Raw genomic sequence first — 23,486 nt, 5'->3', positions numbered from 1 at the left:
ATGTAACGGTGAACGATGCCGAAAACACCCAAAACATGGACTCCTCAAATTCCCAGCCGCTGCAAGAGCGCGTCAACAACCGCTCACAGAGGCCCACGTCCGATGCCTTCAAGGCATTCATGGCCAGCAATTGGGCGCCTGCCGCGCAGGTGACCCCTGCGCGTGACGCCGTCGCGGACCATGCCGCCCGCCGCCGTCGTACCCTCTCCGAACTGTTCAAGGGCGAGCGGCTTGTTGTCCCGGCCGGACCGTTGAAGGTCCGCTCCAACGACTGCGACTACCGCTTCCGCCCCCACTCGGGGTTCGCCCACCTCACAGGGTTGGGCCTGGACCACGAGCCCGACGCCGTCCTGATCCTGGAGCCGGCTGCGGAAGGAAAGGGCGACGACGGCGGTCACCACACCGCGACGCTCTACTTCCGTCCGCTGGCAGGCCGCGATACCGAACAGTTCTACGCGGACTCCCGCGCCGGCGAGTTCTGGATCGGCGCCCGTCCCACCCTGGCCGAATTCGAAGCACGGCTGGGCCTGCCCACCGCGCACATCGCCGAACTCGAGATGGCCATCACCAAGAACGTGGGCGCCCCGGAAATCGGTGGCATTTCCATCCGGCTGGTCCGCAAGGTGGATGAGAACATCGATGCCCTGGTGGACACAGCACGCTATAACACCGCCAAGGACCCCGAGACCTTGGACCTCGGCGAACTCGATGCCCTGGACGAAAAGCTCAGCGAAGCACTTTCTGAACTGCGCCTCCTCAAGGACGAGTGGGAAATCGAGCAGATGAAGATCGCCGTCGCGGCTACCGTTGAGGGCTTCGCCGACGTGGTTCGCGCACTCCCCCGTGCCTTGACCCACAAGCGCGGCGAGCGTGTTGTTGAGGGTGCCTTCTTTGCCCGCGCCCGTGAGGAAGGCAACGAACTCGGCTACGACACCATTGCCGCCTCCGGAAACAACGCCACGGTGCTGCACTGGAACCGCAACTCAGGAACCGTGAATGCCGGCGAACTCCTGCTCCTGGACGCCGGAGTGGAAGCCGATTCCTTGTACACGGCCGATGTAACCCGCACCCTTCCTGCCACCGGCACCTTCACCGACGTCCAGCGCAAGGTGTACGAAGCCGTCCTCGACGCCGCCGACGCCGGCTTCGCGGCGGCCCAGCCTGGCGTGAAGTTCCGCGACATCCACACAGCGGCAACAACGGTCCTGGCCGAACGCCTCTCAGAATGGGGGCTCCTCCCTGTCTCCGTCGAGGAAGCGATCAGCCCCGAAGGCCAACAGCACCGCCGTTGGATGCCGCACGGCACCAGCCACCACCTCGGCTTGGACGTCCACGACTGTGCCCAGGCAAAGCGCGAACTCTACCTTGATGGGATCCTCACCGAGGGCATGGTGTTCACCATTGAACCCGGCCTCTACTTCAAGGACGAGGACCTCGCCATTCCGGAGGAATACCGCGGAATCGGTGTCCGGATCGAGGACGACATCCTGATGACCGCCGACGGTCCCGTCAACCTCAGCGCCGCATTGCCGCGGAAGGCCGACGACGTTGAATCCTGGATGGCCGGCATCTACCAGGAGGCGCAGGGCTAAGCCTGACCGCATTTCTTTGCAAAAAGGGAAGGCCACCGGAGATCCGGTGGCCTTCCCTTATTCAGAACTTATTCTTGTCCAGCACTTATCTGCTTCTACTGCTTGGACGAATCTTCGGAGCCGGACTCCCGCCCATCCCCCTGCTGTGCGTTCTGGCCTTCCGTGACGCGCACACCGTACTGCGGTCGGCCGTCGGGCAGGTCCGGGTAACGGACGGCTGCCGGCGCCGGGGTCTGCACAGGCTCCTGGGCGACAGGGGCCGTTGTCCCGGCGGGTGCGTTCTGGCCCTCAGGGACGCCGGCGGTGGGCTCGGGGCCGCGCTGGCCGTAGGGGTCGTTCCACGTGGAAGGACGCTCCGGCGCTTGGCCCGGCTGATGCAGCGGAGGATTCTGGGGGCTGTAGTTTGGCGCCTGGGCCGTGGCTGCCTGCGATGGGTTCATGGGCAGCTGCTGGAGCAACCGCCGGGCTTCGTGCGCTGCCTCCACGGCAACGATGACATCGTAATTGGTGGCCACCACCTGGCTGGTGGAGGTGAAGTCACGCTTCCCGCGTTGCGTGGCGTACGTGACGATTCCGAAGAGCATGAAGAACGCCGCGCCCATCAGCACCGAGGTGATGATGGAGAACGGACCACCCGCAGGTGTGAAGAAGGAGAGCATGACACCGACGAAAAGGCCGAACCACATGCCACTCAAAGCGCCTGACAATGCCACCCTCGGGTAGCTCAGGCGGCCGGTCACGCGCTCCACCATTTTGAGGTCGTTGCCCACGATCGACACCAGCTGAACCGGGAACTGCTGGTCCGCGAGGTAGTCCACCGCCTTCTGGGCATCCAAATACGAGGTGTATGAGCCCACAGTGTCGCCTTGGGGGACGCTGCGGGATTCCTCTACGGCTTTGGGAGCACCAAAAATGTTAGACATAGCCCCATTGTGTCTCATGGACATGTGTAACAGCTGGAATTCAGCTAAAAGAGAGCAGACTCGGTAGCCTGTAAACATGAGCACACATCCTTCACGCGTCTTTGTCGCGCGCCTGCTCGGCTTGGACGTCTTCGACCCCTTGGGCGACCGTCTAGGCCGCCTGCGCGACGTCGTGGTGCTCTCCCGCGGGACCCGTGGAGCCCCCCACGTGGTGGGCATCGTGGTGGAGGTGCCGGGCAAGAAGCGCGTCTTCGTTCCCATGACGCGCATTACGTCCATCGACCAGACGCAGATCATCTGCACCGGTTTGGTCAACCTGCGCCGCTTCGAGCAGCGCGGCGCCGAAACGCTGGTGGTGGCCGAGATGTTCGATCGCCGTGTGACGCTGGCCGACGGCAGTGGAGACGCCACGATCGAGGACATCGCCATGGACCAGCACCGGTCCAAAGACTGGTTTGTCAGCAAGCTCTTCGTCCGCCGCGGACATTCTTTGTCGCCGTTTGGCAGGCTCCGCCGCAACGAGACCCTCATCATCGATTGGGCCGATGCCCAGACCGGTGCCCACAACGAGCCCCAGGCCGCAACCCAGTTCGTTGCCACCCACGAGGACCTCAAGCCCGCGGACTTTGCCGAGGCCCTGCAGGAAATGAGCGACAAAAGGCGTTTTGAGGTGGCCAGCGAGCTTCAGGACGAACGCCTCGCCGATGTCCTCCAAGAGCTACCGGAGGATGACCAGGTGGAGATCCTTTCCGCGCTGGACGTTGAACGCGCCGCAGACGTGCTTGAAGAAATGGATCCTGACGACGCCGCCGACCTCCTCGCCGAGCTTCCGTCCGCGCAAGCAGAAGAGCTGCTTCAACTCATGGAGCCCCAGGAAGCCGAGGATGTCCGCCGCCTCCTGGAGTACGACGAAGACACCGCAGGTGGCTTGATGACCCCTGTCCCGGTCATCCTCCCGCCGGAGGCGACCGTAGCTGAGGCACTGGCCCACGTCCGCCGCGAGGAGCTCTCACCCGCGCTGGCCTCATCCATCTTCATTGCCCGCCCGCCTTTGGAGACACCCACCGGCCGTTTCCTTGGTGTGGTGCACATACAGCAGCTTCTGCGTTTCCCGCCACCGGAACCTCTGGGCAACCTCGTGGACAAAAACCTGGAACCGCTTTCGGACCAGGCCCACATCAGCGAAGTTGCCCGGACCTTGGCCACGTACAACCTGAATTCCCTTCCAGTCGTGGACGACGACGGCCGCCTTGTGGGGGCGGTGACTGTTGATGACGTGCTGGATCACCTGTTGCCGGATGACTGGCGCGCCCACGAGGACGATGCCCCTATAAGGAAACTTGGAGGCCGCATTGGCTGATAACAACGCCACCCGATCCACCAAGTCCACAGGACGCTCCGGCAGCAGCCTGGATACGCCCCTGAGCGGCCGGCAGCGGATACTGCCCAAGTTCTCCCCCAACCCGGACGCCTTCGGCAACGCGACGGAGGGTTTCGCCCGTTTCATGGGTACGCCCACGTTCCTTGTCTATATGACGGTGTTCTGCGTGTTCTGGCTTGCGTGGAACTCCTTCGCGCCCACGGACTGGCAGTTCGACCGGATGGAGTTGGGTTTCACCCTTCTGACCCTGATGCTGTCGCTGCAGGCCTCTTACGCCGCTCCCCTCCTGCTGCTGGCCCAGAACCGGCAGGACGACCGGGACCGTGTCTCCCTTCAGCAGGACCGCCAACGCGCCGAACGCAACCTCTCCGACACCGAGTACCTGACCCGGGAGTTGGCTTCCCTCCGCATCGCCCTGCGCGAAGTGGCCACCCGTGACTATGTCCGGACCGAGCTCAGGAGTCTGCTCGAAGACATCATCGATGCCCAGGAGGAACTCCGCGAGAACGAAGGCTCCGCTGATGGCTCGGAGTCGCCGGGCGAGAAGGTCAAGGAGAAGCTCAAGGAGAAGCGCGATAAGTCGCGTGGTCCCCGCACCCAGCAGATTCCGAAGGTCCGCCCGCCCCGTGCCAGCGGCCCGCAGCACTCCACCGCCAAACCAACTCCCGAAGACCCTGAAAGCCGGACCTGACCGTATGAGCACCACATCCGCCGAGGCTCTTCATGCTGCCCTGGCAACCGTTATTGATCCCGAGCTCCGCCGGCCCATCACGGAACTCGGGATGGTGGAATCGGTGTCTGCCGACGATGCAGGCGCCGTGCACGTAGCTGTCCTGCTGACCATTGCCGGGTGCCCGCTGCGCGAGACCATTACGGAGGACGCCACAGCGGCGTTGTCCAATGTCCCCGGCGTGACAGGCGTGGACGTGGAACTGAAGGTCATGACCCCGGCCCAACGCGAAGCCCTCAAAGAGCAACTCCGCGGACCCGGCGGACAGCGCGGCATACCTTTCACCAAGCCTGGTTCGCTGACCAAGGTCTACGCCGTTGCCAGTGGAAAGGGTGGTGTCGGCAAGTCCTCGGTCACCGTCAACCTCGCCTGTGCACTGGCCGCCCAGGGCTTGCGCGTGGGCATTGTGGACGCCGACGTCCATGGCTTCTCAGTGCCGGCCCTGATGGGGATCACCCAAAAGCCCACCCAAGTGGACGACATGATCCTGCCCCCGGTGGCGTACGGCGTGAAAGTCATCTCGATCGGCATGTTCGTTGCAGGCAACCAGCCGGTCGCCTGGCGTGGACCCATGCTCCACCGCGCCCTTGAACAATTCCTGACGGACGTCTATTTCGGCGACCTCGATGCCCTTTTCCTGGACCTGCCTCCGGGCACGGGCGACATCGCCATATCCGTAGCCCAGTTGTTGCCCAACGCCGAGATCCTGGTAGTGACCACGCCGCAGGCAGCTGCAGCAGACGTCGCTGAACGCGCCGGAACCATCGCCACCCAGACAGGGCAGAAGGTGGCGGGCGTCATCGAGAACATGTCGTTCCTGGAGATGCCCGACGGCGGCCGGATGGAATTGTTCGGAAGTGGTGGAGGTGCCATCCTGGCTGAGCGGTTGAGCGCTGCCGTAGGCAGCGAAGTTCCGCTACTGGGCCAGATTCCGTTGGACATCCGATTGCGTGAGGGCGGCGACGCCGGGAAGCCCGTGGTCCTGGCAGCACCCGAAACGGCCGCTGCCAAGGCGATGCTGGAAGTCGCCGCCGCTTTGGCCTCACGGCCCCGCGGATTGTCGGGGCTGTCACTGGGGATCGAACCCCGCTGACCCTTACCGCTCGCGAGGGCGGCAACATCAGTCGGGTCAGGTTGCCTCGGAATCGAAGGGTGCAGCTTCGCCCTCAGCCAGCCGCTCGATGACCCGGGTGGGGGTCTTGGGCTTGGTCTCCGACGCAGCCGCGCCCGCAGCAGCAGTAGCTGCAACAGCAGGCGCACCGGCGCTGACGGGCTTGGTGTCATCATCAAGGAGTGCATCCTTGATGATGCGCCGGGGATCGTACTGGCGGGGATCGTACTTCTTCCAGTCGACTTCATCGATATCGATGCCGACTTCTTCCTTGATCTGCTCACGCGCACCCGAAGCCATCCGCCGGACTTCCTTGACCAGGTTTGCGAGCTTTTGAGTGTATTCGGGCAAACGGCTGGGACCGATGACGAGTACGCCGATAATCAGAAGGAGTATGAACTCCGGGCCGTTGATTCCAAACACGCTACGAAGATTACCTTGTCTGTGGTGTCGCTCATAAACCGGCGGGCCGGAGAAGGGTCTGGAGCCCGCGCAGCAGTCTCGCATGCCATGCCTCCGACCCTTCGTTGGAAGGCAGAACGGCCATTGACTCCCCAGCCCGGACGATCTCGGGGACGGCGTCATCCGCCGTATCTGCCGGGAGGTCGGACGCATAGCTGATCACGGCCGCAGGCATGGTGTAGACAGCCTTCCACGGGCTACCCTGCGTGACGGAAAGCTGCGCCGAGGTGGATCGTCCGGTGCCGGGCTGACCCGCCGGCAGGTGTTCCTCCACAATGGTGGCGTAGTGCCCATTGCTTTCAAGACGGAGCTCCACAACTGGATGGCCATTGCGCTCGGTTGCCTGGGCGGACACGATGTGGAAGCCCATCGCCGACAGTTCGGGGCATGCCCATCCGTCTTCGCGCAGGCTATCCAACTGTGCATCACTCAAGCTGATGGTGCTGCCGGCGCGGAAAGCGGGTCCCAGTGTGGTTTCTGCCGGGGTTCCCGTCCACGCGCCCGCGAGTGCACCAACCTCGCTGGTTCCCGTAAGCACCTGGGCCTCATTATCGCCTGCTACGACATACGCCGAGACTGCCAGGGCGCCAGCGCTGACCGCCAGGGTGCCCGCGGCGACGCCCGCAATACGTAGGCCACGACGCAGCCCTCCCCTGGATGCCTGGGCTGGGATCAAGTAATCCGGCTCGTTGGCAAGCCGTTCGGTGTGCTGGATGAGCCGGGCAGCGAGATCCTGGCTGGCCTCAGGCACGGAGGCACTCTGAAGACGTTCAAGGTACTGCCGCTCCCGGCGCAGCGCCGTACTGCAGGCAACGCATTCCTGCACGTGTTCCGGGCTTCGCGTATGGCGCAGCGCAGCCAATTTGCGCCGGGACGACCGTCCCGGACGAAGAGGATGTCGGGGCATCGACGTCCTAAAGAATGCTGGCGATGCGCGGCATCTTCAGGCGCGGCTTGCGTGCCTCCGCGGGTCGGGGGTCACGGTGGGCAAGCTTCTCGCGCAGCATGGTCCGGCCGCGGTGAATACGGGACCTGACGGTGCCCAGCTTCACACCCAGCGCCTCTGCAACCTCGTCATAGGAGAGGCCTTCAAGATCGCACAGCACGACGGCGGCGCGGAAGTCCGGCGGCAACTCCTCCAACGCGCGCTGGACGTCCAAATCAAGGTTGTTGTGCTCGAAGCTCTGCTCCGGACCTGGTTCGCGGCCGGGCAAGCGGGACTCGGCGTCCTCTGCAAGGGCATCGAAACGGATACGGCTCTTGCGACGGGCCTGGTCCAGGAACAGGTTGGTGGTGATACGGTGCAGCCAACCATCCAGGGTTCCCGGTTTGAAGTTCTCCAGCGACCGGAACACGCGGACAAACACCTCTTGGGTGAGGTCCTCGGCGTCGAACTTGTTGCCGGTCAGGCGATAGGCGAGGCGGTATACCTTGGCGGAGTGGTTCGCAACCACTTCCTCCCAGCTGGGCATGACCCAGTCGCTTACGGCCTCAAGGCTTTCCGATGTTTGGACTGGCGCAGCATGCGATGCCGGCATCGTCCACTCCCCTCAAACTGTGGTTCACCGAGTCTTCGGCGCCGCCCACCTCATGGATGACCGGAGCAATATCATCCCAAGGTTGTCTGGGAATTTCCTGACTGGCGGGCGTTTTTCCCGCAGGGCTGAATACACTCGCGGACACAGCTTCAGGGCGGCTGCCCAACAGCGGGTATACGGGGGCAGACACAGTAGTCTGGTACAAACACCCCTACCCGCGGAAAGCGAAACCCTTCATGAGTGCCGACAAGTCAAGCAGCTGGTCCTATGCAGAAGATCTGCCTGCTGAGGATGACGTCTTGTTGCGCGCCCGGGAGCGGTCCTTCGAGCTGGGAGTCACGCCCATCAGCCCGGGCGTCGGGGCGGTCCTGACGGTCCTGGCTGCCGCTTCCAAGGCCCAGACCGTGGTTGAAGTGGGTTCCGGCGCCGGAGTTTCCGGCGTCTGCCTGCTGCGGGGCCTGAGCCCCCAGGCAGTCCTGACCACCATCGACGTCGATGTCGAACACCTCAAGGCCGCCAGGGAAGCGTTCCTGGAATCCGGCAGCCCAGCCAACCGCACGCGCACCATATCGGGCCGCGCCGCCGACGTGCTGCCACGCCTGACCGATTCCGCCTACGACCTCGTTTTCATCGACGCCGACAAGCCGAACCTTCCCAAGTACGTGGAACAGGCGATCCGCCTGCTCAAGTCCGGCGGAACGCTGGTGATCAACGACGCCCTGGACAAGGACCGTGTAGCCAACCCGGCAGCGCGCGACTCCACCACCGTGGTCCTGCGCCAGATTGGCAAGGCAATCCGCGACGACGAGCGGCTGGCTTCAGCCATGCTGCCCACCGGCGATGGCCTGCTTGTGGCGGTCAAGAAGTAGCGTGTGCCTGGTCCGAGCGGGCCTAGACAAGAGCCTTAAACAAAAGCAGGGCCCGGCTCCCGCCAGGCCCTGCTTCTAAATCTATTCGGTCACACCTACGAGGCATTCCTTGAGGTTTTCCGCTTCGGCGGCATTGAGTTCGACTACAAGTCGTCCTCCGCCTTCGAGTGGCACACGCATGATCAGGCTGCGTCCCTCTTTGGTAACTTCCATAGGGCCGTCGCCAGTACGTGGTTTCATAGCCGCCATTAGGAAAATCCCCTCCATTTGTCCCAAGTCACGCCCAACCCGGCCGGGCTGGATCCGCGTCGCAATTGCAGCCGGCGGCACCGCTTGGGAGGCCGCCTTGGCCGGGCACTTTTAGGTGCTTTGTCCTTGCTCGTAGTCCATTATCCCGTACTTACCCGTCCGTAGCGAATCAGCGGGCTATTTGTCCGGGCTTTGTACATATTGTGTTTCCCGGGCAAAGCTCCACGTCAGGGCGGATAGTCGCCACCGCCGGGTAACGGAGCCCACGCCCAAAGCCATACCACCCACACGATTTGGAGGAGAACGAACAGGACCACCACAGTCCCCCGATAGGCCCTGGACTTGGACAGCAGCGCCGCACCCAAGGCCAGCGGGAAAAGAGGTAGCAACATCCGGAAGGTACTGGTCTGCGGATGCAGGAATACCAGCAGATAACCCATATAGCAGGCGCACCACAGGCGGAGTTCAGCCCCTAGGGCCCGGACGGGCTTGGAGATCATCACCAACACAAAAAGGGCGGTGAAGACAAAGGGCGCCAGCACACCCAGAACTGGCCCGAACAACATCCGGCCAGTATCAAACCACGGTTTAAAGGGGACAAGATCGTGTCCGCGCCATGCCGTTTCCGTACGGGTGTAGGCCGCAGGGTCCCCAGTCACGGCCCAGGCGATGGCTGGCCATGCCAAGGCTCCCAGGCCAGTCGCGAACACCAGGACGGCCAGTGACACCAAGCTGCGCGTCGACGTCGGATCTGTTGTGGTGCCACCTGTTGCAGTGCTGCCTACTGTTTCCAGCGCTGCTGCCGGCGGCCGCAGCCGGCCCCATAACCGCCACAGGAACAGGAGCCCCAGCATGGCGGCAAACGGGACTCCGGTTGGCCTGGACAAACACATCAGGAGCACAACCGGGATGGCGGCAAGGTAGTGGCGCCGGACGACCAGCAGCAGGGAGGCCGCCAGCAGCAGCAGGTTCAAGGACTCGGCATACGGGACTTGCAGGATCGGGGACACCGGAAAGGTGGAAACGAAGACTACGCCCCACATCGCCGTGCGCCTGCCGGCGAACTCCCGGAAGAGCTTGTAAATGACAAGTGCCGCACCCAGGCCGGCCAGCATCGCAATGGCCGTGAGGGCAGGCAATGCACCCATCCCGGTGATCGCGGACACGCCGCGGGCCAGGAAGGGAAACAGCGCATAGAAGGCCCAGGCATTTTCATTGACCACGCCGTTCGCATCCACGGGCAGTTCCGAGGGATAGCCCTTGTCTGCGGCTTCCTGGTACCAGCGTCCGTCCCAGATGGTAATGAAGTTCCAGTAATCCGGCGCTGGCGGGAACCACGGGTTAGTTCCCTGGTGAATGGCGGCGGCCATGAAGATACAGGCGCTGACCACTCTGGCCGCCACAAAGACCAGGGAAACCTGCAGCCACCACGGCCACGCGCCCATCCGGGCCACCGTGGCCGAGACCGCATGCGAAACCCGGGCCGTAGCGCCTTCGGTCTGGATCGGAGCCGTCCGGCTCACGGTTGTATCCGCTTGGTTTCGCCGTCCTCCAGCCGCGGCTGTGCCAGTGCATTGAGTCTTTCGATCTCACGGTCTTTGGCCAGCAGCTGGTCCCGCAGGTCATCCAGGACCTGGTCTACCTGGTCCATCCGGTACCCTCTCAGCCCCAATGCGAAACGCAGGGAATCGACGTCGGAGGGCTTTGCTTGCGACGGCAGCACCACGGGGGGCAGGTTTGGTACGGGGTCGTCGAGGCCCGCTCCAATCGAGCGCCCCCGGACCATCCCGGCTCCGAGGTACAGCGCAGCGCCGAGAAGGACAATCGCGAGGAACACCAGGAAAAAGCTCACAGGTCCATCGTGCCAGAAAGGAGTGCCTATTCCGGGCGCTGGTTTCCGTTGGGCGTGGGAGGAAGCGGCGCCCCGTGCAAAACGCGGTGCACCGCATCTGCAGGGTCATCAACCAACTGGATCAGGTCAAGGTCCTTTTCGGACACCATGCCCTCCGCAACCAATGTTTCCCTGATCCACTCGATCATCGGACCCCAGAACCGCACGCCCAGGAGGACGATGGGGAACGACGTCACCTTGCGGGTTTGAACCAGCACCATTGCCTCAAAGAGTTCGTCCAGCGTTCCCAGCCCACCAGGAAGGACCACAAAGCCCTGGGCGTACTTGACGAACATCGTCTTGCGGGCGAAGAAGTACCGGAAATTGATGCCCAGATCCACCCACTGGTTGAGGCCCTGTTCGAACGGCAATTCAATGCCGAGACCCACGGAGACTCCATTGCCTTCCACGGCACCTTTGTTTGCCGCTTCCATGGAACCAGGCCCGCCGCCGGTGATCACCGCGACGCCCGCTTCGGCAAGTTTGCGACCAACATCCACGGCCATCTCGTAGTACTCGGTGCCCGGCTTTGTACGTGCGGAACCGAACACGCTGACAGCCGGGCCCAGGTCAGCAAGGGCCCCGAAGCCCTCCACAAATTCGCTCTGAATCCTCAGGACACGCCACGGATCGGTGTGAATGAACTGTCCGGCCCCACTCGTATCCAGCAAATGCTGGTCCGACATGCCCGTATCCGCTTGTTTGCGCCGAAGCTCCAGGGAGCCTTTGTGCTTCGCCGGGGCAATCTCCGAAGGCAGGGGCACATGGGCCGCCTTGACGTGGCCGTTGGCATCGGAGTGGGGTACTGGGTGCTGGCTGATGCTCATTGCCCAAGGCTAGCGCCTATGAGTGCCTGCTCTGTCGCCGCGACCCGCTTCTTGCATTGCAGTCTGGTATATCGCTGTGGGGCAGGTTTCTGTTCAGTCACGATCTTCAGGAAGTTGCCGTGACCGTGGTCATATTTGCTTCTTTGTTCGCTAGATTCGTCGTATGACTACTCAAGCGTCCGGCGATGCCCTCGTCTCCCTGAATGGCGTCAACAAGCACTACGGTCAATTGCACGTCCTCAAGGACATTAACCTTCAGGTCAAGAAGGGTGAAGTGGTGGTGGTCATCGGGCCCTCCGGTTCCGGTAAGTCCACGCTGTGCCGTGCGATCAACCGTTTGGAAACGATCGATGACGGCGATATCGCCATCGACGGGAAGAAGCTTCCCGAAGAAGGCAAGGATCTCGCGCACCTGCGTGCCGACGTCGGAATGGTCTTCCAGTCCTTCAACCTGTTCGCCCACAAGACGATTCTTGAGAACGTCACCCTGGGCCCGATCAAGGTAAAGAAGGTGGCCAAGGGAACCGCTGACAAGGAAGCCATGGCCCTCCTGGAGCGCGTAGGTGTCGGGCACCAGGCTCCCAAGCTTCCCGCCCAGCTCTCCGGTGGCCAGCAGCAGCGTGTGGCTATCGCACGAGCACTGGCCATGAAGCCCAAAGTGATGTTGTTCGACGAGCCCACGTCGGCGTTGGACCCCGAGATGATCAACGAAGTACTGGACGTCATGATCCAGCTGGCCAAGGAGGGCATGACCATGATCGTGGTCACCCACGAGATGGGCTTTGCCCGCAAGGCTGCTGACCGTGTGGTGTTCATGGCTGACGGCCAGATCGTGGAAGACGCAACTCCGGAGGAATTCTTCACCAACCCGAAGAGCACCCGTGCCAAGGACTTCCTGTCCAAGCTTTTGACCCACTAGCTCCTTATCGCCCGCACCCCAGGCCGTAAAGACCTCACCCAGGCCGAACGACGGCCAACCTAAGAAAGGAATGTCATGAAGGCTTTCATTACCCGGAGGAAGTCGCTGCTGGTGGCCGCTTCTGCCGTGCTCGCCCTCTCGCTGAGCGCATGTGGCGGCAGCGGCACCACCTCTACCCCTGTGGCCTCGGCGAGCTTCGAAGCCGGCACCACGATGGAGAAGCTGAACAAAGCCCAGAAGATCACCATCGGCACCAAGTTTGACCAGCCCCTGTTCGGCCAGAAGGGCCTTGACGGCAAGCCTGTCGGTTTCGACGTCGAAATGGGCAAGGCAATCGCCGCCAAGCTGGGTATTCCTGCCGACAAGATCGAATGGGTAGAGACCGTCTCCCAGAACCGTGAATCGTTCATTGAGCAGGGTCGCGTTGATCTGGTCATCGCCACCTACACCATCAACGACGCCCGCAAGGAGAAGGTTGCCTTCGCCGGACCTTACTACGAAGCCGGCCAGGCCCTGCTGGTGAACAAGGACGACAACTCCATCACCAAGCCTGAAGACGTCTCCGGCAAGAAGGTCTGCTCCGTGACGGGCTCCACCCCGGCAAAGACCATCGCAGAGAAGTACGGCGCAGAGGTTGTTCCGGCCGCCACCTACACCGCTTGCCTGGAGCCGCTGCGCAACAAGCAGGTAGTTGCAGTAACCACGGATAACGTGATCCTCGCCGGCTACGTGGACAAGGAACCGGACGCCTTCAAGCTCGCCTCGGACGAGACCTTCACCAAGGAGCCTTACGGCATCGGCCTGAAGAAGGACGACACCGTCTTCCGCAACTGGATCAACGATCAGCTCGAAGCATTCCAGAAGGACGGCGAATACAAGAAGGCTTGGGAAGCCACCGCAGGCAAGGTCATCAAGACCACTCCTGAACTTCCTGCGATCAACCGCTACTAGTCGGGATCCGTTAGCTGCCGCCGCCCCTTCCGGACGGCGGCAGTTGACCACTCCAGGACCCTGTTCCCTGATTAGCTGCAGTCAAAGGAAGCCATGGACGCCGTCATAGCAAGCCTCCCCGAATACTGGGACGGATTTCTCCGAACCCTTTATCTCTCCGTAATTTCAGGAATCATTGCCCTCCTTGTCGGCACACTCCTGGCGGCCATGAGGGTTTCCCCCGTGGCTGCACTCCGCGGTTTCAGCATGTTCTATGTTGAAGTCGCCCGTAACACCCCGTTGACCATCATTTTCTTCTTCGCAGCCATCGTTCTCCCCCGGCTGGGCGTCAAATTCGAGCAATTCGAAGTCGCCGCCATCATCGCGCTGAGCAGCTACACGGCAGCCTTCATCGCCGAAGCAGTCCGTTCCGGTGTCAACAGCGTGCCGGTGGGCCAAGCAGAAGCTGCCCGCAGTATCGGCATGACATTCACCCAGGTCCTGGGCTTCATTGTGCTTCCCCAGGCCGTCCGAACCGTCATACCTCCTTTGATCAATATCCTGATCGCCTTGGTCAAGAACTCTTCGGTAGCCGGCGCGTTCTTCGTCCTCGAGCTGTTCGGCTACGGCCGCCAGCTCTCCAACGACTACGGAGACCAAGTCCTCTGGATCCTGCTCGGGGTGGCCTTCTTCTACCTCCTGATCACGGTGCCCCTGGGTCTTCTGGCGCACTTTGTTGAACGAAAGGTGGCGATTGCCCGATGACTTCGGTCCTGTACGACGTCCCCGGGCCCAAAGCCCGCCTTTACTCGCTCCTGGGATCCGCAGCCGGAATCCTGATCATCCTCGGTGTCCTTGCCATTGCCGTCACAACTCTGGCTCAGCAGGGCATCTTCGACGCAGACCGCTGGGAGATCTTCTACGGCCCCATGGCCCCGGATGTCTGGAGCCTGATCGGCCAAGGCATTCTCTCCACGCTGGCCGCAGCTGCAGTCGCAGCAATCATTGCCTTCCCGTTGGGCATAGCCCTCTGCCTGCTGAGAATCTCCCTGATCGCCTGGATCCGCATTCCAACCCAGGTGGTCCTCGAGTTCCTCCGCGGCATGCCCGTGGTCCTCATGATGTTGTTCGTCCTGCTGGTTTTCGCAACCGGTCAGTTCCAAGCTGTAGTGGTGGGTCTAACGCTCTACAACGCCGCCATCTTCGCCGAAATCCTCCGTGCAGGCATCCAGTCCCTGCCGAAGGGACAACGTGAAGCCGGCCTGGCCATTGGCCTGCGGAGCTTCCAGTCGCGGATGTCCATCGAATTCCCGCAGGCAGTCCGCCGGATGCTGCCGTCGTTGATCGCCCAGCTGGTGGTCCTGCTCAAGGACACTTCCCTCGGGTACATCGTTGGCTACGAGGAACTTCTGAGGAAAATCCAGATCATGGCCGACTTCCTGGGCCCGGACTTCCTGTTCCCGGCCTTCTTCGTCGGTGCTGCGATCTACATCCTGATCAACCTGACCGTTTCACGGATCGCCATCCTGATCGAACGCCGCGGCTCCAAGAAGGCCGCTGGTGGCGTGGCTCCCCCCAGCCTCCGGACAGGGCTCGTGGTGGGCGGTAACGACCCCATCGCCAAGGACTCCGTCGAAGGCCCGAACAAGGCGTAGTCCTGCACCAAGCCAGAAGGTCCGCAGCCACCAGGCTGCGGACCTTCTTCTTTGTCTGCGTACGTCTTAGCCAGCCAGCCAGGTCCGCAGTGCGCGGAGGCACTCACGGATGGCATCGGCGTCGACGTGTTCGTTGTCCTTGTGCGCCAGCAGCGGGTCGCCTGGTCCGAAGTTCACCGCCGGAATGCCAAGTTCACTGAAACGCGCGACGTCGGTCCAACCGTATTTGGGCTTGGGCTCAGCGCCCACTGCGGCAACGAAGGACGCGGCGGCGGGGTGGTTGAGGCCCGGGCGCGCGCCCGCGGCAGCGTCTGTGCGGACGACGTCGAAGCCTTCCAGCAGCTCGCGGACGTGCGCTTCGGCTTGGTCCGGTGTCTTGTCCGGAGCGAAGCGGTAGTTGATCTCCACCACACAGCGGTCCGGGATGACGTTCCCGGCCGTGCCCCCCTTGATTTTCACAGCGTTGAGGCTTTCGCGGTAGTCGAGGCCGTCAACGTTGATGGTCCGGGGTTCGTAGGCGGCCAGCCGGGCAAGGATCGGTGCGGCGGCGTGGATCGCGTTGACGCCCATCCATGCTCGCGCAGAGTGGGCTGTTTCGCCGATGGTGGTGGCTTCGAAACGGCTGGTTCCGTTGCACCCGCCTTCCACCGTGCCGTGCGTAGGTTCCAGGAGGATGGCAAAATCGCCATCCAGCAAGTCGCCGTGATTGCGCACCAACCTGCCAAGGCCGCTCTTCACCGCCTCCACTTCCTCATGGTCGTAGAAGACAAAGGTGACGTCCTTGTCCGGCTCCCGACCGTCGTCGAACAACGTTGCCGCGAGGGCGAGCTGCACCGCGACGCCGCCTTTCATGTCGGTGGTCCCGCGGCCGTAGAGCACACCTTCGCCGGGAACGCCGGACTCCCAGGTGGCCGGTACTGTGCCCAACGATCCGTCAACCGTGGGCAGGGGAACAGTGTCCAAGTGCCCTGCGAGGATGACGCGTTCAGCGCGGCCGAGTTCGGTTCGGGCGATGATGGCGTCACCATCCCGGACCACCGTGTAGGCGGGGATGGCACGCAATGCGGTCTCAACGGCGTCTGCCAGTTCGGTCTCGTTGCCGGAGACACTATTGAAGTCAATGATCGCGGCCGTCAGCAAGGCAACGTCCTGGCGCAGGTCAAGGAGGGCGGGAGCAGGGTTCAGGGTCACCCGTCCAGCCTAATCCCCGGAAACAACCACAAATGCGACTTCTACGGCATGAGACGGGTTTTAACCGACCTCTGCCTGCTGGATAGACTTGGCCCATGACTGAAACTGCTTCCTCTGCTGTGCCCGCAACCGCGCCCGCCAACCCCCGATCGGCTTATGGCTTCGGCCTCGCCACCATCGCCACCTCGGCTTCCGGGGAAGCAACCGTGCTGGACGTCTGGTACCCCGCACCCGCACTTGGTGTGGCGGCAGATACCCTGCGCGATGTTGAGAACGCCGATCCCGCGCTCACTGCACTGGCCAACGACGGCAAGGATGCCGATCGTGGCACGGAGCAGAAAGTGGTCTTCGCGCAGATTGACCTCGACGCCGCACCGGCAGACACTGCCGATGCCTACCTGCGCCTGCACCTGCTGTCCCACCGCCTGGTCACGCCGAACAGCATCAACTTGGATGGCGTCTTCGGCAAGCTTCCCAACGTCGTGTGGACCAACTTTGGCCCGGCCGCCGTTGATGGTTTCGAACTGACCCGCGCCCGCTTGCGTAAGCGCGGCAACGTGGTGGTCTATGGAGTGGACAAGTTCCCGCGCATGGTCGACTACGTTGTCCCCACCGGCGTGCGGATTGCCGACGCCGACCGCGTCCGTTTGGGTGCGCACCTCGCCGAGGGCACCACCGTCATGCACGAAGGCTTCGTGAACTTCAACGCAGGCACCCTGGGCACCTCCATGGTGGAGGGCCGCATCTCGGCCGGCGTCGTTGCCGGCGATGGCACCGACGTTGGCGGTGGAGCCTCCATCATGGGCACGCTCTCCGGCGGCGGCAAGGAAAAGATCGCACTGGGCGAACGTGTACTGCTGGGCGCGAACTCCGGTGTGGGCATCAGCATCGGCGACGACTCAGTAGTAGAGGCCGGCCTCTACGTCACCGCCGGTACCCGCGTGCGCGTCCCCGGACCCAAGGACGAAAATGGCGAGGACACCAGCAAGATCATCAAGGCCGTGGAACTCTCCGGCGTGCCCAACCTGCTCTTCCGCCGTAACTCCACCACAGGCGGCGTGGAAGTCCTTCCCCGCAAGGGCCAGACGGTAGAGCTCAACGAGGCTCTTCACGCCAACTAGCAGGAGGACCTCCGTGCGCCGGTTCCGCCGCGCCATCGTTGCGGTGCTGGCCTTGGCCCTCGTAGCAGGTGCCATCTACGCGATCGTTGCTGTGCTGCAGCGCTCCGAGACCTTGGTCACGGAGCGCTGCGTCGCCGTCGTGGGTTCAGACAGTCATGAGCTGGCCACGGATCAAACAGCGAACGCTTCGCTGATCTCCGCGATCTCCGTCCAACGCGGGCTGCCGCCCCGGGCGGCGAGCATAGCCCTTGCGACCGCCATGCAGGAATCGCGGCTCCGGAACATTAATTATGGCGATGAGGCGGGCCCCGACTCCCGTGGCCTGTTCCAGCAGAGGCCATCACAAGGCTGGGGCACCGAGGCCCAAGTCATGGACCCGGTCTATGCAACGAATGCTTTCTACGACGGCCTGGTCAAAGTTCCCGGTTTCGAGACCATGGAAATCACCCAGGCGGCCCAAGCTGTCCAACGGTCGGCCTTCCCCCGCGCCTACGCCCAGCACGAGGGCATGGGCCGCGCTTTCGCGTCGGCCCTTACAGGGCACTCTGAATCATCGCTGGACTGCGAATTGCGCATGCCCGACGCAGCTGGTGACCCTGCCGCCGTCGTGGATGAAATCACGACGGCGTTCGGCACCCAAGCGGCTACGGTACAGGGCCGTACGGTCCAGCTGGACGTCACGGGCACGCAGGCGTGGGCAGTGGCCCACTGGGCCGTGGCGAATGCCAAGTCGTTGTCCATCACGCAGGTGGACGTAGGCGGACAGACGTGGAACCGCGAGAAGCGGAATGGGTGGCAGGCCGCGGCCGCGCCTTCTGAAACGGTCACCGTTACGGTGTCGGCGCCCACCACCTAAGCACTGCTTCCCCAACGTCCTTCAGGCGAGGATCTCCACCACCGGCTGGACGTAGCTACGGAACACATCGGGCTCTGACAGCAGCCTGTGGCTCATGATCATGGTGCTGGGCTCCAAGTACCACGCACGGGGTTCATTGAGGGGAAGTTCAATGATCGTGAGGTCGAAGTCGCGGGAGCTGCGGCCGACTTCCAGGAGCCGGTCCTCCACCATTTCGTTCAACACCTGCGTCACGCCGTTGGCTTCCCTGGCGGCCTCAAGATCGGCGTACTCGTCAATCCTGTCTGTGGCCCAGCCCAAGGCCGAGCCAAAGTGGGCCTGCAAGACCCGTTGAAGTGCAGGGGAATTGCCGAACGCCTTGAAGCTTGGCGGTGAAAGCTCATGAGCCGGTTGGGGATACGACCTCACCAATTTCTCCCACCAGGCCTCCCATTCAGTCTTGAGGGCCTGGACGCCGCCTACGTCAGAGGTGAGGTGGGTGTGGTCCGCATGCCGGACTTTGGGGGCTGCGTGGGACAGGCTCGGTTTTCCGGCACCGTCCAGTCCAGCTACATCGCGCAAGTACAGGGCGATGAGCATCGGCCCGGACGTGTCCATGGTGATGCGCCATCCCGGGCCGCCTGACTCATGCATCCGAATTCCTCCCTTGGCAGGTTCCCGACAAGTCCCAGTCTATTCCCGTTGAGTCTGGACGGTAGTGGCGGGGCGGCACTGGTTGACGGAAGCACCCGTCCTAGTGCGCCGGCACTGCACCCAGGGATCGCAGGTGCGCGGTGAGGACGTCGCTGCACATTTCCGCCGTCATCCATTCCGGCTGCAGCAGCGCATGCATGCACAGCCCATCCATCGTGGCCAACAGCCGCTCGGCTTCGATGACGAGGGTTTCCTGGACGTCCGCACCCCCAGGGCTCAGGAGCATGATCAAACGCCCGACGACGGCCGCTACGGTGCGGTGGCTGCGCTCGGCTTCGGCCGCCAGGACGGGCTTGATCCGGGCAGCGTGCCTGAACGCCATCCACACGCAGGCATCCACTGCGAGTTCCTCGTCCAACGGCAGGAACTGTCCCAGCAGGTTGAGGACAGCGGCATGCTGTTCCGGGCTGCCACCCGCCTGTTGCTCGACTACTGTCAGCGCTAATTCAAGCCGTCCGGCAATGCGGTCGATCACTGCGCCAAACGAGAAGACCAGGAGGTCGTCGCTGCTGGCAAAGTAGTGCCGGACGGAACCCACGGCCAGTCCTGCCTCGTCCGCTACTTCCCTAAGGGATGCCCGCTCCAGGCCATCGCTGGCAATGATCCGGAATACAGCGTGGACAACATCAAGGCGCCGGGCTTCGGCATCAACTATTTTGGGCACTAATAGTTTTTAGCACGAACGTGCTTCAACACCGCTCAACACAGAGCGGCGTGGCTCCGATTTCCGCTAGCGTAGGAACCATGAAAATTCTTGTCACGGGTGGCACCGGCTACATCGGTTCCCACACCGTTTTGTCCCTTCAGGAAGCCGGCCACGACGTCGTCGTGCTTGATAACCTCGTGAACTCCAGCGAGGAATCCCTCCGCCGGGTTTCGGAGCTCACCGGCAAAACCGCCGCGTTCCACAAGGTGGACCTGGTGGACGAGCCCGCAGTTGAGGCCGTGTTCGACCAGCACCAGATCGACGCCGTCATCCACTTCGCCGGGCTGAAGGCCGTGGGAGAGTCCGTTCAGGAACCCCTGGCTTACTACTACAACAACATCGTGGGCACCTTGAACCTGCTCCGGGCCATGGACAAGCACAATGTGCGCTCCATCGTTTTTAGTTCTTCTGCAACGGTGTATGGCGAGCACAACCCGATCCCCTACATCGAGAAGATGGAAATCGGCGCGAACAACCCGTACGGCCGCACCAAGGAACAGATCGAGGACATCCTCTCGGACCTGGGCAACGCGGACGACCGCTGGCATATCGCACTGCTGCGCTACTTCAACCCGGTGGGCGCGCACCCGTCCGGCCGCATCGGCGAGGACCCCCAAGGCATCCCGAACAACCTCGTTCCATTCATTGCGCAGGTAGCCGTCGGACGCCGCGAAAAGCTGATGGTCTTCGGTGGGGACTACGACACCCCCGATGGCACCGCGCAGCGGGACTACATCCACGTGGTGGACCTGGCGGATGGACACGTAGCAGCCCTGAACTACATCGCAGAGCGCGCCGGCGTGCGCCGCTGGAACCTCGGCTCCGGCCGCGGCTCCTCTGTCCTGGAGGTCCTGCGCTCCTTCGAGAAGGCCGTCGGTCAGCCGATTCCTTATGAGATCACCGGCCGCCGGGCGGGCGATCTTCCCGCCTTCTGGGCCGACGCTTCCTCAGCCCTGGCCGACCTCGGTTGGTCGACCACCAAGACCGTGGACCAGATGTGCGAGGACCACTGGCGCTGGCAGAAGAACAACCCCTTCGGATACAACGCTGCTGCTGCGACTTCCGCAACAAACAACGCCTAGGCGACCAACGCCTCAGTAATTAACGACGGCGGCCGCCCACCTCGCGCGAGGTGGGCGGCCGCCGTCGTTATAAGGCCTGGTACTAGTTGGCCGGGTAGTTGCGCTCCGGCTCCCCTGTGTAGAGCTGCCGCGGGCGGCCGATCTTGGTCTGGGGGTCGTTGATCATTTCGCGCCACTGGGCAATCCAGCCCGGGAGGCGCCCGATGGCGAACAACACGGTGAACATCTTCTCCGGGAAGCCCATGGCCTTGTAGATGAGGCCGGTGTAGAAGTCGACGTTCGGGTAGAGCTTGCGCTGGATGAAGTAGTCGTCAGCCAGGGCCTTCTCTTCGAGGCGCATGGCGATGTCCAGCAGTTCGTCGTTGCCGCCGAGCTTGCCGAGAACTTCGTGGGCCGTTGCCTTGATGATCTTGGCGCGGGGATCGTAGTTCTTGTACACGCGGTGTCCGAAGCCCATGAGGCGGACGCCGTCTTCCTTGTTCTTGACCTTCTCCATGTAATCCTCGGGCTTGATGCCGTCGGCCTGGATCTGGCGGAGCATTTTCAGCACGGCCTCGTTGGCTCCACCGTGGGCGGGTCCGAAGAGTGCGTTGATGCCGGCGGACACCGACGCGAAGAGGTTCGCGTTGGACGAACCCACCAAACGCACGGTGGACGTGGAACAGTTCTGCTCGTGGTCAGCGTGCAGGATGAGCAGCAGGTCCAGCGCCTTGACGACTACCGGATCCATTTCGTACTGCTCAGCCGGGAGGCCGAAGCTCAGACGCAGGAAGTTCTCCACCAGGTTCATGGAGTTGTCCGGGTAGAGCATCGGCTGGCCGATGGACTTCTTGTGGGCGTAAGCGGCAATGACGGGCAGCTTGGCCATGAGGCGGATGGTGGAAACTTCCACGTGCTCCGCGTTGAACGGATCCAGCGAGTCCTGGTAGAACGTGGACAATGCCGAAACAGCCGAGGACAGTACCGGCATGGGGTGTGCGTCGCGCGGGAACCCGCCGAAGAAGCCCTTGAGCTCTTCATGCAGGAGCGTGTGGCGGCGGATGCGCTGATCGAACTCTTCCAGCTCCGTGGGGGTGGGAAGGTTGCCGTAGATCAGCAGGTAGGAAACTTCGAGGAAGCTCGAGTGCTGCGCGAGCTGCTCGATCGGGTAGCCGCGGTAGCGCAGGATGCCTGCGTCGCCGTCGATGTAGGTAATGGCCGAGGTGGTGGCCGCTGTGTTCATGAAGCCGGGGTCATAGGCAACGGCGCCCGTCTGCTTCAGCAGCTTGGAAACGTCGTAGCCTTCGTTTCCTTCTACAACCTGGATGCGCGGCAGTTCGAGTTCGCCGCCGGCATGGCGCAGTGTTGCGCTGGTGGTCTCAGTCATGGAGTCCCCTTCATGAGGCCTTTGGGCCTCTATCGAACGCTTGTCCAACCAACTTCTGGTGCCGCCGCCTTCGGCCCTACTGTTGCAGGGCTCCAACGGCCGAAGTGCTTTCTTAGTGAAGGCCACCATTGATAGTCAGTTAAAAAGCTACCGCCAGTAACCCTACGGAACTAATCCGTGCCGTCCGGTTACTGGCGGAATGACGCTGTTAGTGGTGCAAGTCACAGCATTGTTATGCGCTGGACCCAAGTCGGTCCACAGCGGTGTCGATTCGTTCGTCGCTTCCCGTGAGGGCGACACGGATGAAGCCATTGCCGGCGTCGCCATAGAAAACTCCGGGACCGACCACGATGCCAAGCTCGGCGAAACGAGCCACCGTGTCCCAGGTTGCCTCACCGGCAGTCGACCACAGGTAAAGGCCGGCCTTGGATTCGTGGATCTGCAATCCGAACTTTTCCAGCGCGGGCACGATTCTCTCGCGGCGCCCACGGTACAGATCCTTTTGGGCCAGAACATGGCTCGCATCACCCAAAGCAACGCGCATCGCTTCCTGCACGGGGAAGGGAACAATCATGCCGGCATGCTTGCGGCTGTTGACCAGATTGGCCATGATCGTCGAGTCGCCGGCCACGAAGGCGGCACGGTAGCCGGCCAGGTTGGACTGCTTGCTCAACGAGTACACGCACAACAGGCCGTCGGTGGACCCACCTGTGACGCGGGGATCCAGGATGCTGGGCACAGCTTCTCCCCCGCGCTGGGCGTCCCATTCGCCCCAGCCGAGCTCTGCGTAGCATTCGTCCGAGGCCACCACGGCACCGAGTTCGCGGGCCTGGCTCACGATCCTGCGGAGCGATTCCACGTCCCGGACACTGCCGGTGGGATTGCCCGGCGAGTTGATCCACACCAAGCGGACCTTCGCGCGGGTGGCAGCATCCAGTTCATCCAGGTCGTCGGCAGCCACGGCCGTGGCGCCTGCCAGTGAAGCGCCAATGTCGTACGTCGGGTAAGCAACCGTAGGACGCACAACAACATCCCCGGCGCTGAGGCCGAGCAAGAACGGCAGCCAGGCCACCAGCTCCTTGGAACCCACCGTCGGCATGACGTCCTTGGGGTCCAAGCCCGGGACGCCGCGGCGGCTGGCGAACCAATCCACCACGGCCTGCCGCAGTGCTTCTGTGCCATGAACTGTGGGATAGCCATGGGCGTCCGCAGCGGCGGCAAGGGCATCACGGATCAGCCCCGGGGTGGGGTCCACAGGCGTACCAATGGAAAGATTCACTGCACCGCCCGGGTGCTTGGCGGCCGTGGCGACATACGGCGCCATGGCCTCCCACGGGTAGTCAGGCAGGTTCAGGCCGAAAGCCGGTGCCGCAGAAATCAAAGCAGGTACCGCC

The 23,486-nt window shown here is 62.9% G+C and carries 25 protein-coding genes; 12 read left to right on the top strand and 13 right to left on the bottom strand.

All coding sequences use genetic code 11. The features are described from left to right. Positions 1–8 precede the first annotated feature (8 nt). Complete coding sequence (locus ACSSVG_RS17665) at positions 9–1,592, top strand: aminopeptidase P family protein (RefSeq protein WP_492415761.1); 1,584 nt, start codon at positions 9–11, stop codon at positions 1,590–1,592. Positions 1,593–1,687: 95 nt separating this feature from the next. Here ACSSVG_RS17665 and ACSSVG_RS17660 read toward each other — a convergent pair whose 3' ends face one another. Beyond that, positions 1,688–2,515: a general stress protein gene (locus ACSSVG_RS17660; RefSeq protein ID WP_231337919.1), complete on the bottom strand. Its 828-nt coding sequence runs from the start codon at positions 2,513–2,515 to the stop codon at positions 1,688–1,690. 76 nt (positions 2,516–2,591) lie between these two features. On the opposite strand from ACSSVG_RS17660, the gene ACSSVG_RS17655 reads away from it, so the two are divergent. Genes ACSSVG_RS17655 through ACSSVG_RS17645 form a run of 3 tightly spaced genes read left to right on the top strand, consistent with a single transcriptional unit; the run spans position 2,592 to position 5,719 of the window. Beyond that, positions 2,592–3,875: a magnesium transporter MgtE N-terminal domain-containing protein gene (locus ACSSVG_RS17655; protein ID WP_011775428.1), complete on the top strand. Its 1,284-nt coding sequence runs from the start codon at positions 2,592–2,594 to the stop codon at positions 3,873–3,875. Next, on the top strand, positions 3,856–4,587 hold the full coding sequence (locus tag ACSSVG_RS17650) for a DUF1003 domain-containing protein (protein ID WP_231337918.1): 732 nt from the start codon (positions 3,856–3,858) through the stop codon (positions 4,585–4,587). The genes ACSSVG_RS17655 and ACSSVG_RS17650 overlap by 20 nt, the downstream gene beginning before the upstream one ends. A 4-nt stretch (positions 4,588–4,591) precedes the next feature. Then, the gene (locus ACSSVG_RS17645; RefSeq protein WP_492415760.1) at positions 4,592–5,719 is read left to right on the top strand and encodes an Mrp/NBP35 family ATP-binding protein; all 1,128 of its coding nucleotides are present in this window, start codon (positions 4,592–4,594) and stop codon (positions 5,717–5,719) included. 36 nt (positions 5,720–5,755) lie between these two features. Here the strand turns inward: ACSSVG_RS17645 and ACSSVG_RS17640 are convergent, their stop codons facing one another. The 3 genes from ACSSVG_RS17640 to sigE are packed head-to-tail and all read right to left on the bottom strand — an operon-like array spanning position 5,756 to position 7,737. After that, complete coding sequence (locus tag ACSSVG_RS17640) at positions 5,756–6,160, bottom strand: twin-arginine translocase TatA/TatE family subunit (protein ID WP_231337916.1); 405 nt, start codon at positions 6,158–6,160, stop codon at positions 5,756–5,758. Positions 6,161–6,191: 31 nt separating this feature from the next. Continuing rightward, positions 6,192–7,106: a hypothetical protein gene (locus ACSSVG_RS17635; RefSeq protein ID WP_492415759.1), complete on the bottom strand. Its 915-nt coding sequence runs from the start codon at positions 7,104–7,106 to the stop codon at positions 6,192–6,194. A 7-nt stretch (positions 7,107–7,113) separates the two neighbouring features. After that, positions 7,114–7,737 (bottom strand): RNA polymerase sigma factor SigE, encoded by a 624-nt coding sequence (gene sigE, locus ACSSVG_RS17630; protein WP_492415758.1) that lies wholly within the window; start codon positions 7,735–7,737, stop codon positions 7,114–7,116. Between the two features lie 236 nt (positions 7,738–7,973). Here sigE and ACSSVG_RS17625 point away from each other — a divergent pair, with 236 nt between their 5' ends. After that, complete coding sequence (locus tag ACSSVG_RS17625) at positions 7,974–8,606, top strand: O-methyltransferase (protein ID WP_492415757.1); 633 nt, start codon at positions 7,974–7,976, stop codon at positions 8,604–8,606. A gap of 81 nt (positions 8,607–8,687) precedes the next feature. On the opposite strand, the gene ACSSVG_RS17620 is transcribed toward ACSSVG_RS17625, so the two are convergent. The 4 genes from ACSSVG_RS17620 to ACSSVG_RS17605 all read right to left on the bottom strand — a co-directional run bounded on the left by ACSSVG_RS17620 (position 8,688) and on the right by ACSSVG_RS17605 (position 11,573). After that, positions 8,688–8,855, bottom strand: coding sequence for a DUF3117 domain-containing protein (locus ACSSVG_RS17620; RefSeq protein ID WP_064721643.1), 168 nt, complete (start codon positions 8,853–8,855; stop codon positions 8,688–8,690). Between the two features lie 227 nt (positions 8,856–9,082). Beyond that, positions 9,083–10,300: a hypothetical protein gene (locus ACSSVG_RS17615; RefSeq protein ID WP_492419240.1), complete on the bottom strand. Its 1,218-nt coding sequence runs from the start codon at positions 10,298–10,300 to the stop codon at positions 9,083–9,085. A gap of 74 nt (positions 10,301–10,374) precedes the next feature. Next, positions 10,375–10,707, bottom strand: coding sequence for a DivIVA domain-containing protein (locus tag ACSSVG_RS17610; protein ID WP_231337913.1), 333 nt, complete (start codon positions 10,705–10,707; stop codon positions 10,375–10,377). 26 nt (positions 10,708–10,733) lie between these two features. After that, a complete protein-coding gene (locus tag ACSSVG_RS17605; protein ID WP_231337912.1) occupies positions 10,734–11,573 on the bottom strand; it encodes an LOG family protein in 840 nt (279 codons plus the stop codon). A 163-nt stretch (positions 11,574–11,736) separates the two neighbouring features. Here ACSSVG_RS17605 and ACSSVG_RS17600 point away from each other — a divergent pair, with 163 nt between their 5' ends. The 4 genes from ACSSVG_RS17600 to ACSSVG_RS17585 all read left to right on the top strand — a co-directional run bounded on the left by ACSSVG_RS17600 (position 11,737) and on the right by ACSSVG_RS17585 (position 15,077). Further along, the gene (locus ACSSVG_RS17600) at positions 11,737–12,492 is read left to right on the top strand and encodes an amino acid ABC transporter ATP-binding protein (protein ID WP_062072913.1); all 756 of its coding nucleotides are present in this window, start codon (positions 11,737–11,739) and stop codon (positions 12,490–12,492) included. 75 nt (positions 12,493–12,567) lie between these two features. Next, positions 12,568–13,443: a glutamate ABC transporter substrate-binding protein gene (locus ACSSVG_RS17595; RefSeq protein ID WP_231337911.1), complete on the top strand. Its 876-nt coding sequence runs from the start codon at positions 12,568–12,570 to the stop codon at positions 13,441–13,443. A 93-nt stretch (positions 13,444–13,536) separates the two neighbouring features. Beyond that, positions 13,537–14,187, top strand: coding sequence for an amino acid ABC transporter permease (locus ACSSVG_RS17590; RefSeq protein ID WP_089595689.1), 651 nt, complete (start codon positions 13,537–13,539; stop codon positions 14,185–14,187). After that, entirely contained in the window at positions 14,184–15,077 is an 894-nt protein-coding gene (locus ACSSVG_RS17585; RefSeq protein ID WP_231337910.1) for an amino acid ABC transporter permease, read from the top strand. The genes ACSSVG_RS17590 and ACSSVG_RS17585 overlap by 4 nt, the downstream gene beginning before the upstream one ends. 66 nt (positions 15,078–15,143) lie before the next feature. Here the strand turns inward: ACSSVG_RS17585 and dapE are convergent, their stop codons facing one another. Then, a complete protein-coding gene (gene dapE, locus ACSSVG_RS17580) occupies positions 15,144–16,268 on the bottom strand; it encodes a succinyl-diaminopimelate desuccinylase (protein WP_231341910.1) in 1,125 nt (374 codons plus the stop codon). 95 nt (positions 16,269–16,363) lie between these two features. On the opposite strand from dapE, the gene dapD reads away from it, so the two are divergent. Next, on the top strand, positions 16,364–17,389 hold the full coding sequence (gene dapD, locus ACSSVG_RS17575) for a 2,3,4,5-tetrahydropyridine-2,6-dicarboxylate N-succinyltransferase (protein ID WP_231341909.1): 1,026 nt from the start codon (positions 16,364–16,366) through the stop codon (positions 17,387–17,389). 13 nt (positions 17,390–17,402) lie between these two features. Beyond that, a complete protein-coding gene (locus ACSSVG_RS17570; protein WP_231341908.1) occupies positions 17,403–18,245 on the top strand; it encodes a transglycosylase SLT domain-containing protein in 843 nt (280 codons plus the stop codon). 21 nt (positions 18,246–18,266) lie between these two features. On the opposite strand, the gene ACSSVG_RS17565 is transcribed toward ACSSVG_RS17570, so the two are convergent. Then, a complete protein-coding gene (locus tag ACSSVG_RS17565) occupies positions 18,267–18,878 on the bottom strand; it encodes a hypothetical protein (protein ID WP_231341907.1) in 612 nt (203 codons plus the stop codon). Between the two features lie 100 nt (positions 18,879–18,978). After that, positions 18,979–19,602 (bottom strand): TetR/AcrR family transcriptional regulator, encoded by a 624-nt coding sequence (locus ACSSVG_RS17560; protein WP_231341906.1) that lies wholly within the window; start codon positions 19,600–19,602, stop codon positions 18,979–18,981. Positions 19,603–19,682: 80 nt separating this feature from the next. Here ACSSVG_RS17560 and galE point away from each other — a divergent pair, with 80 nt between their 5' ends. Beyond that, positions 19,683–20,726 carry a UDP-glucose 4-epimerase GalE gene (gene galE / locus ACSSVG_RS17555; RefSeq protein ID WP_253468636.1) on the top strand — a complete coding sequence of 348 codons (1,044 nt, stop codon included), beginning with the start codon at positions 19,683–19,685 and terminating at the stop codon, positions 20,724–20,726. A gap of 82 nt (positions 20,727–20,808) precedes the next feature. On the opposite strand, the gene ACSSVG_RS17550 is transcribed toward galE, so the two are convergent. Continuing rightward, positions 20,809–22,092, bottom strand: coding sequence for a citrate synthase (locus tag ACSSVG_RS17550; protein ID WP_144648484.1), 1,284 nt, complete (start codon positions 22,090–22,092; stop codon positions 20,809–20,811). Positions 22,093–22,324: 232 nt separating this feature from the next. Next, entirely contained in the window at positions 22,325–23,473 is a 1,149-nt protein-coding gene (gene dapC / locus ACSSVG_RS17545; protein WP_269215830.1) for a succinyldiaminopimelate transaminase, read from the bottom strand. Positions 23,474–23,486: the final 13 nt, after the last annotated feature.

Source organism: Paenarthrobacter sp. E2MeOHC11 (genome assembly GCF_058744955.1).
This window is presented reverse-complemented; position numbering and strand designations above follow the sequence as displayed.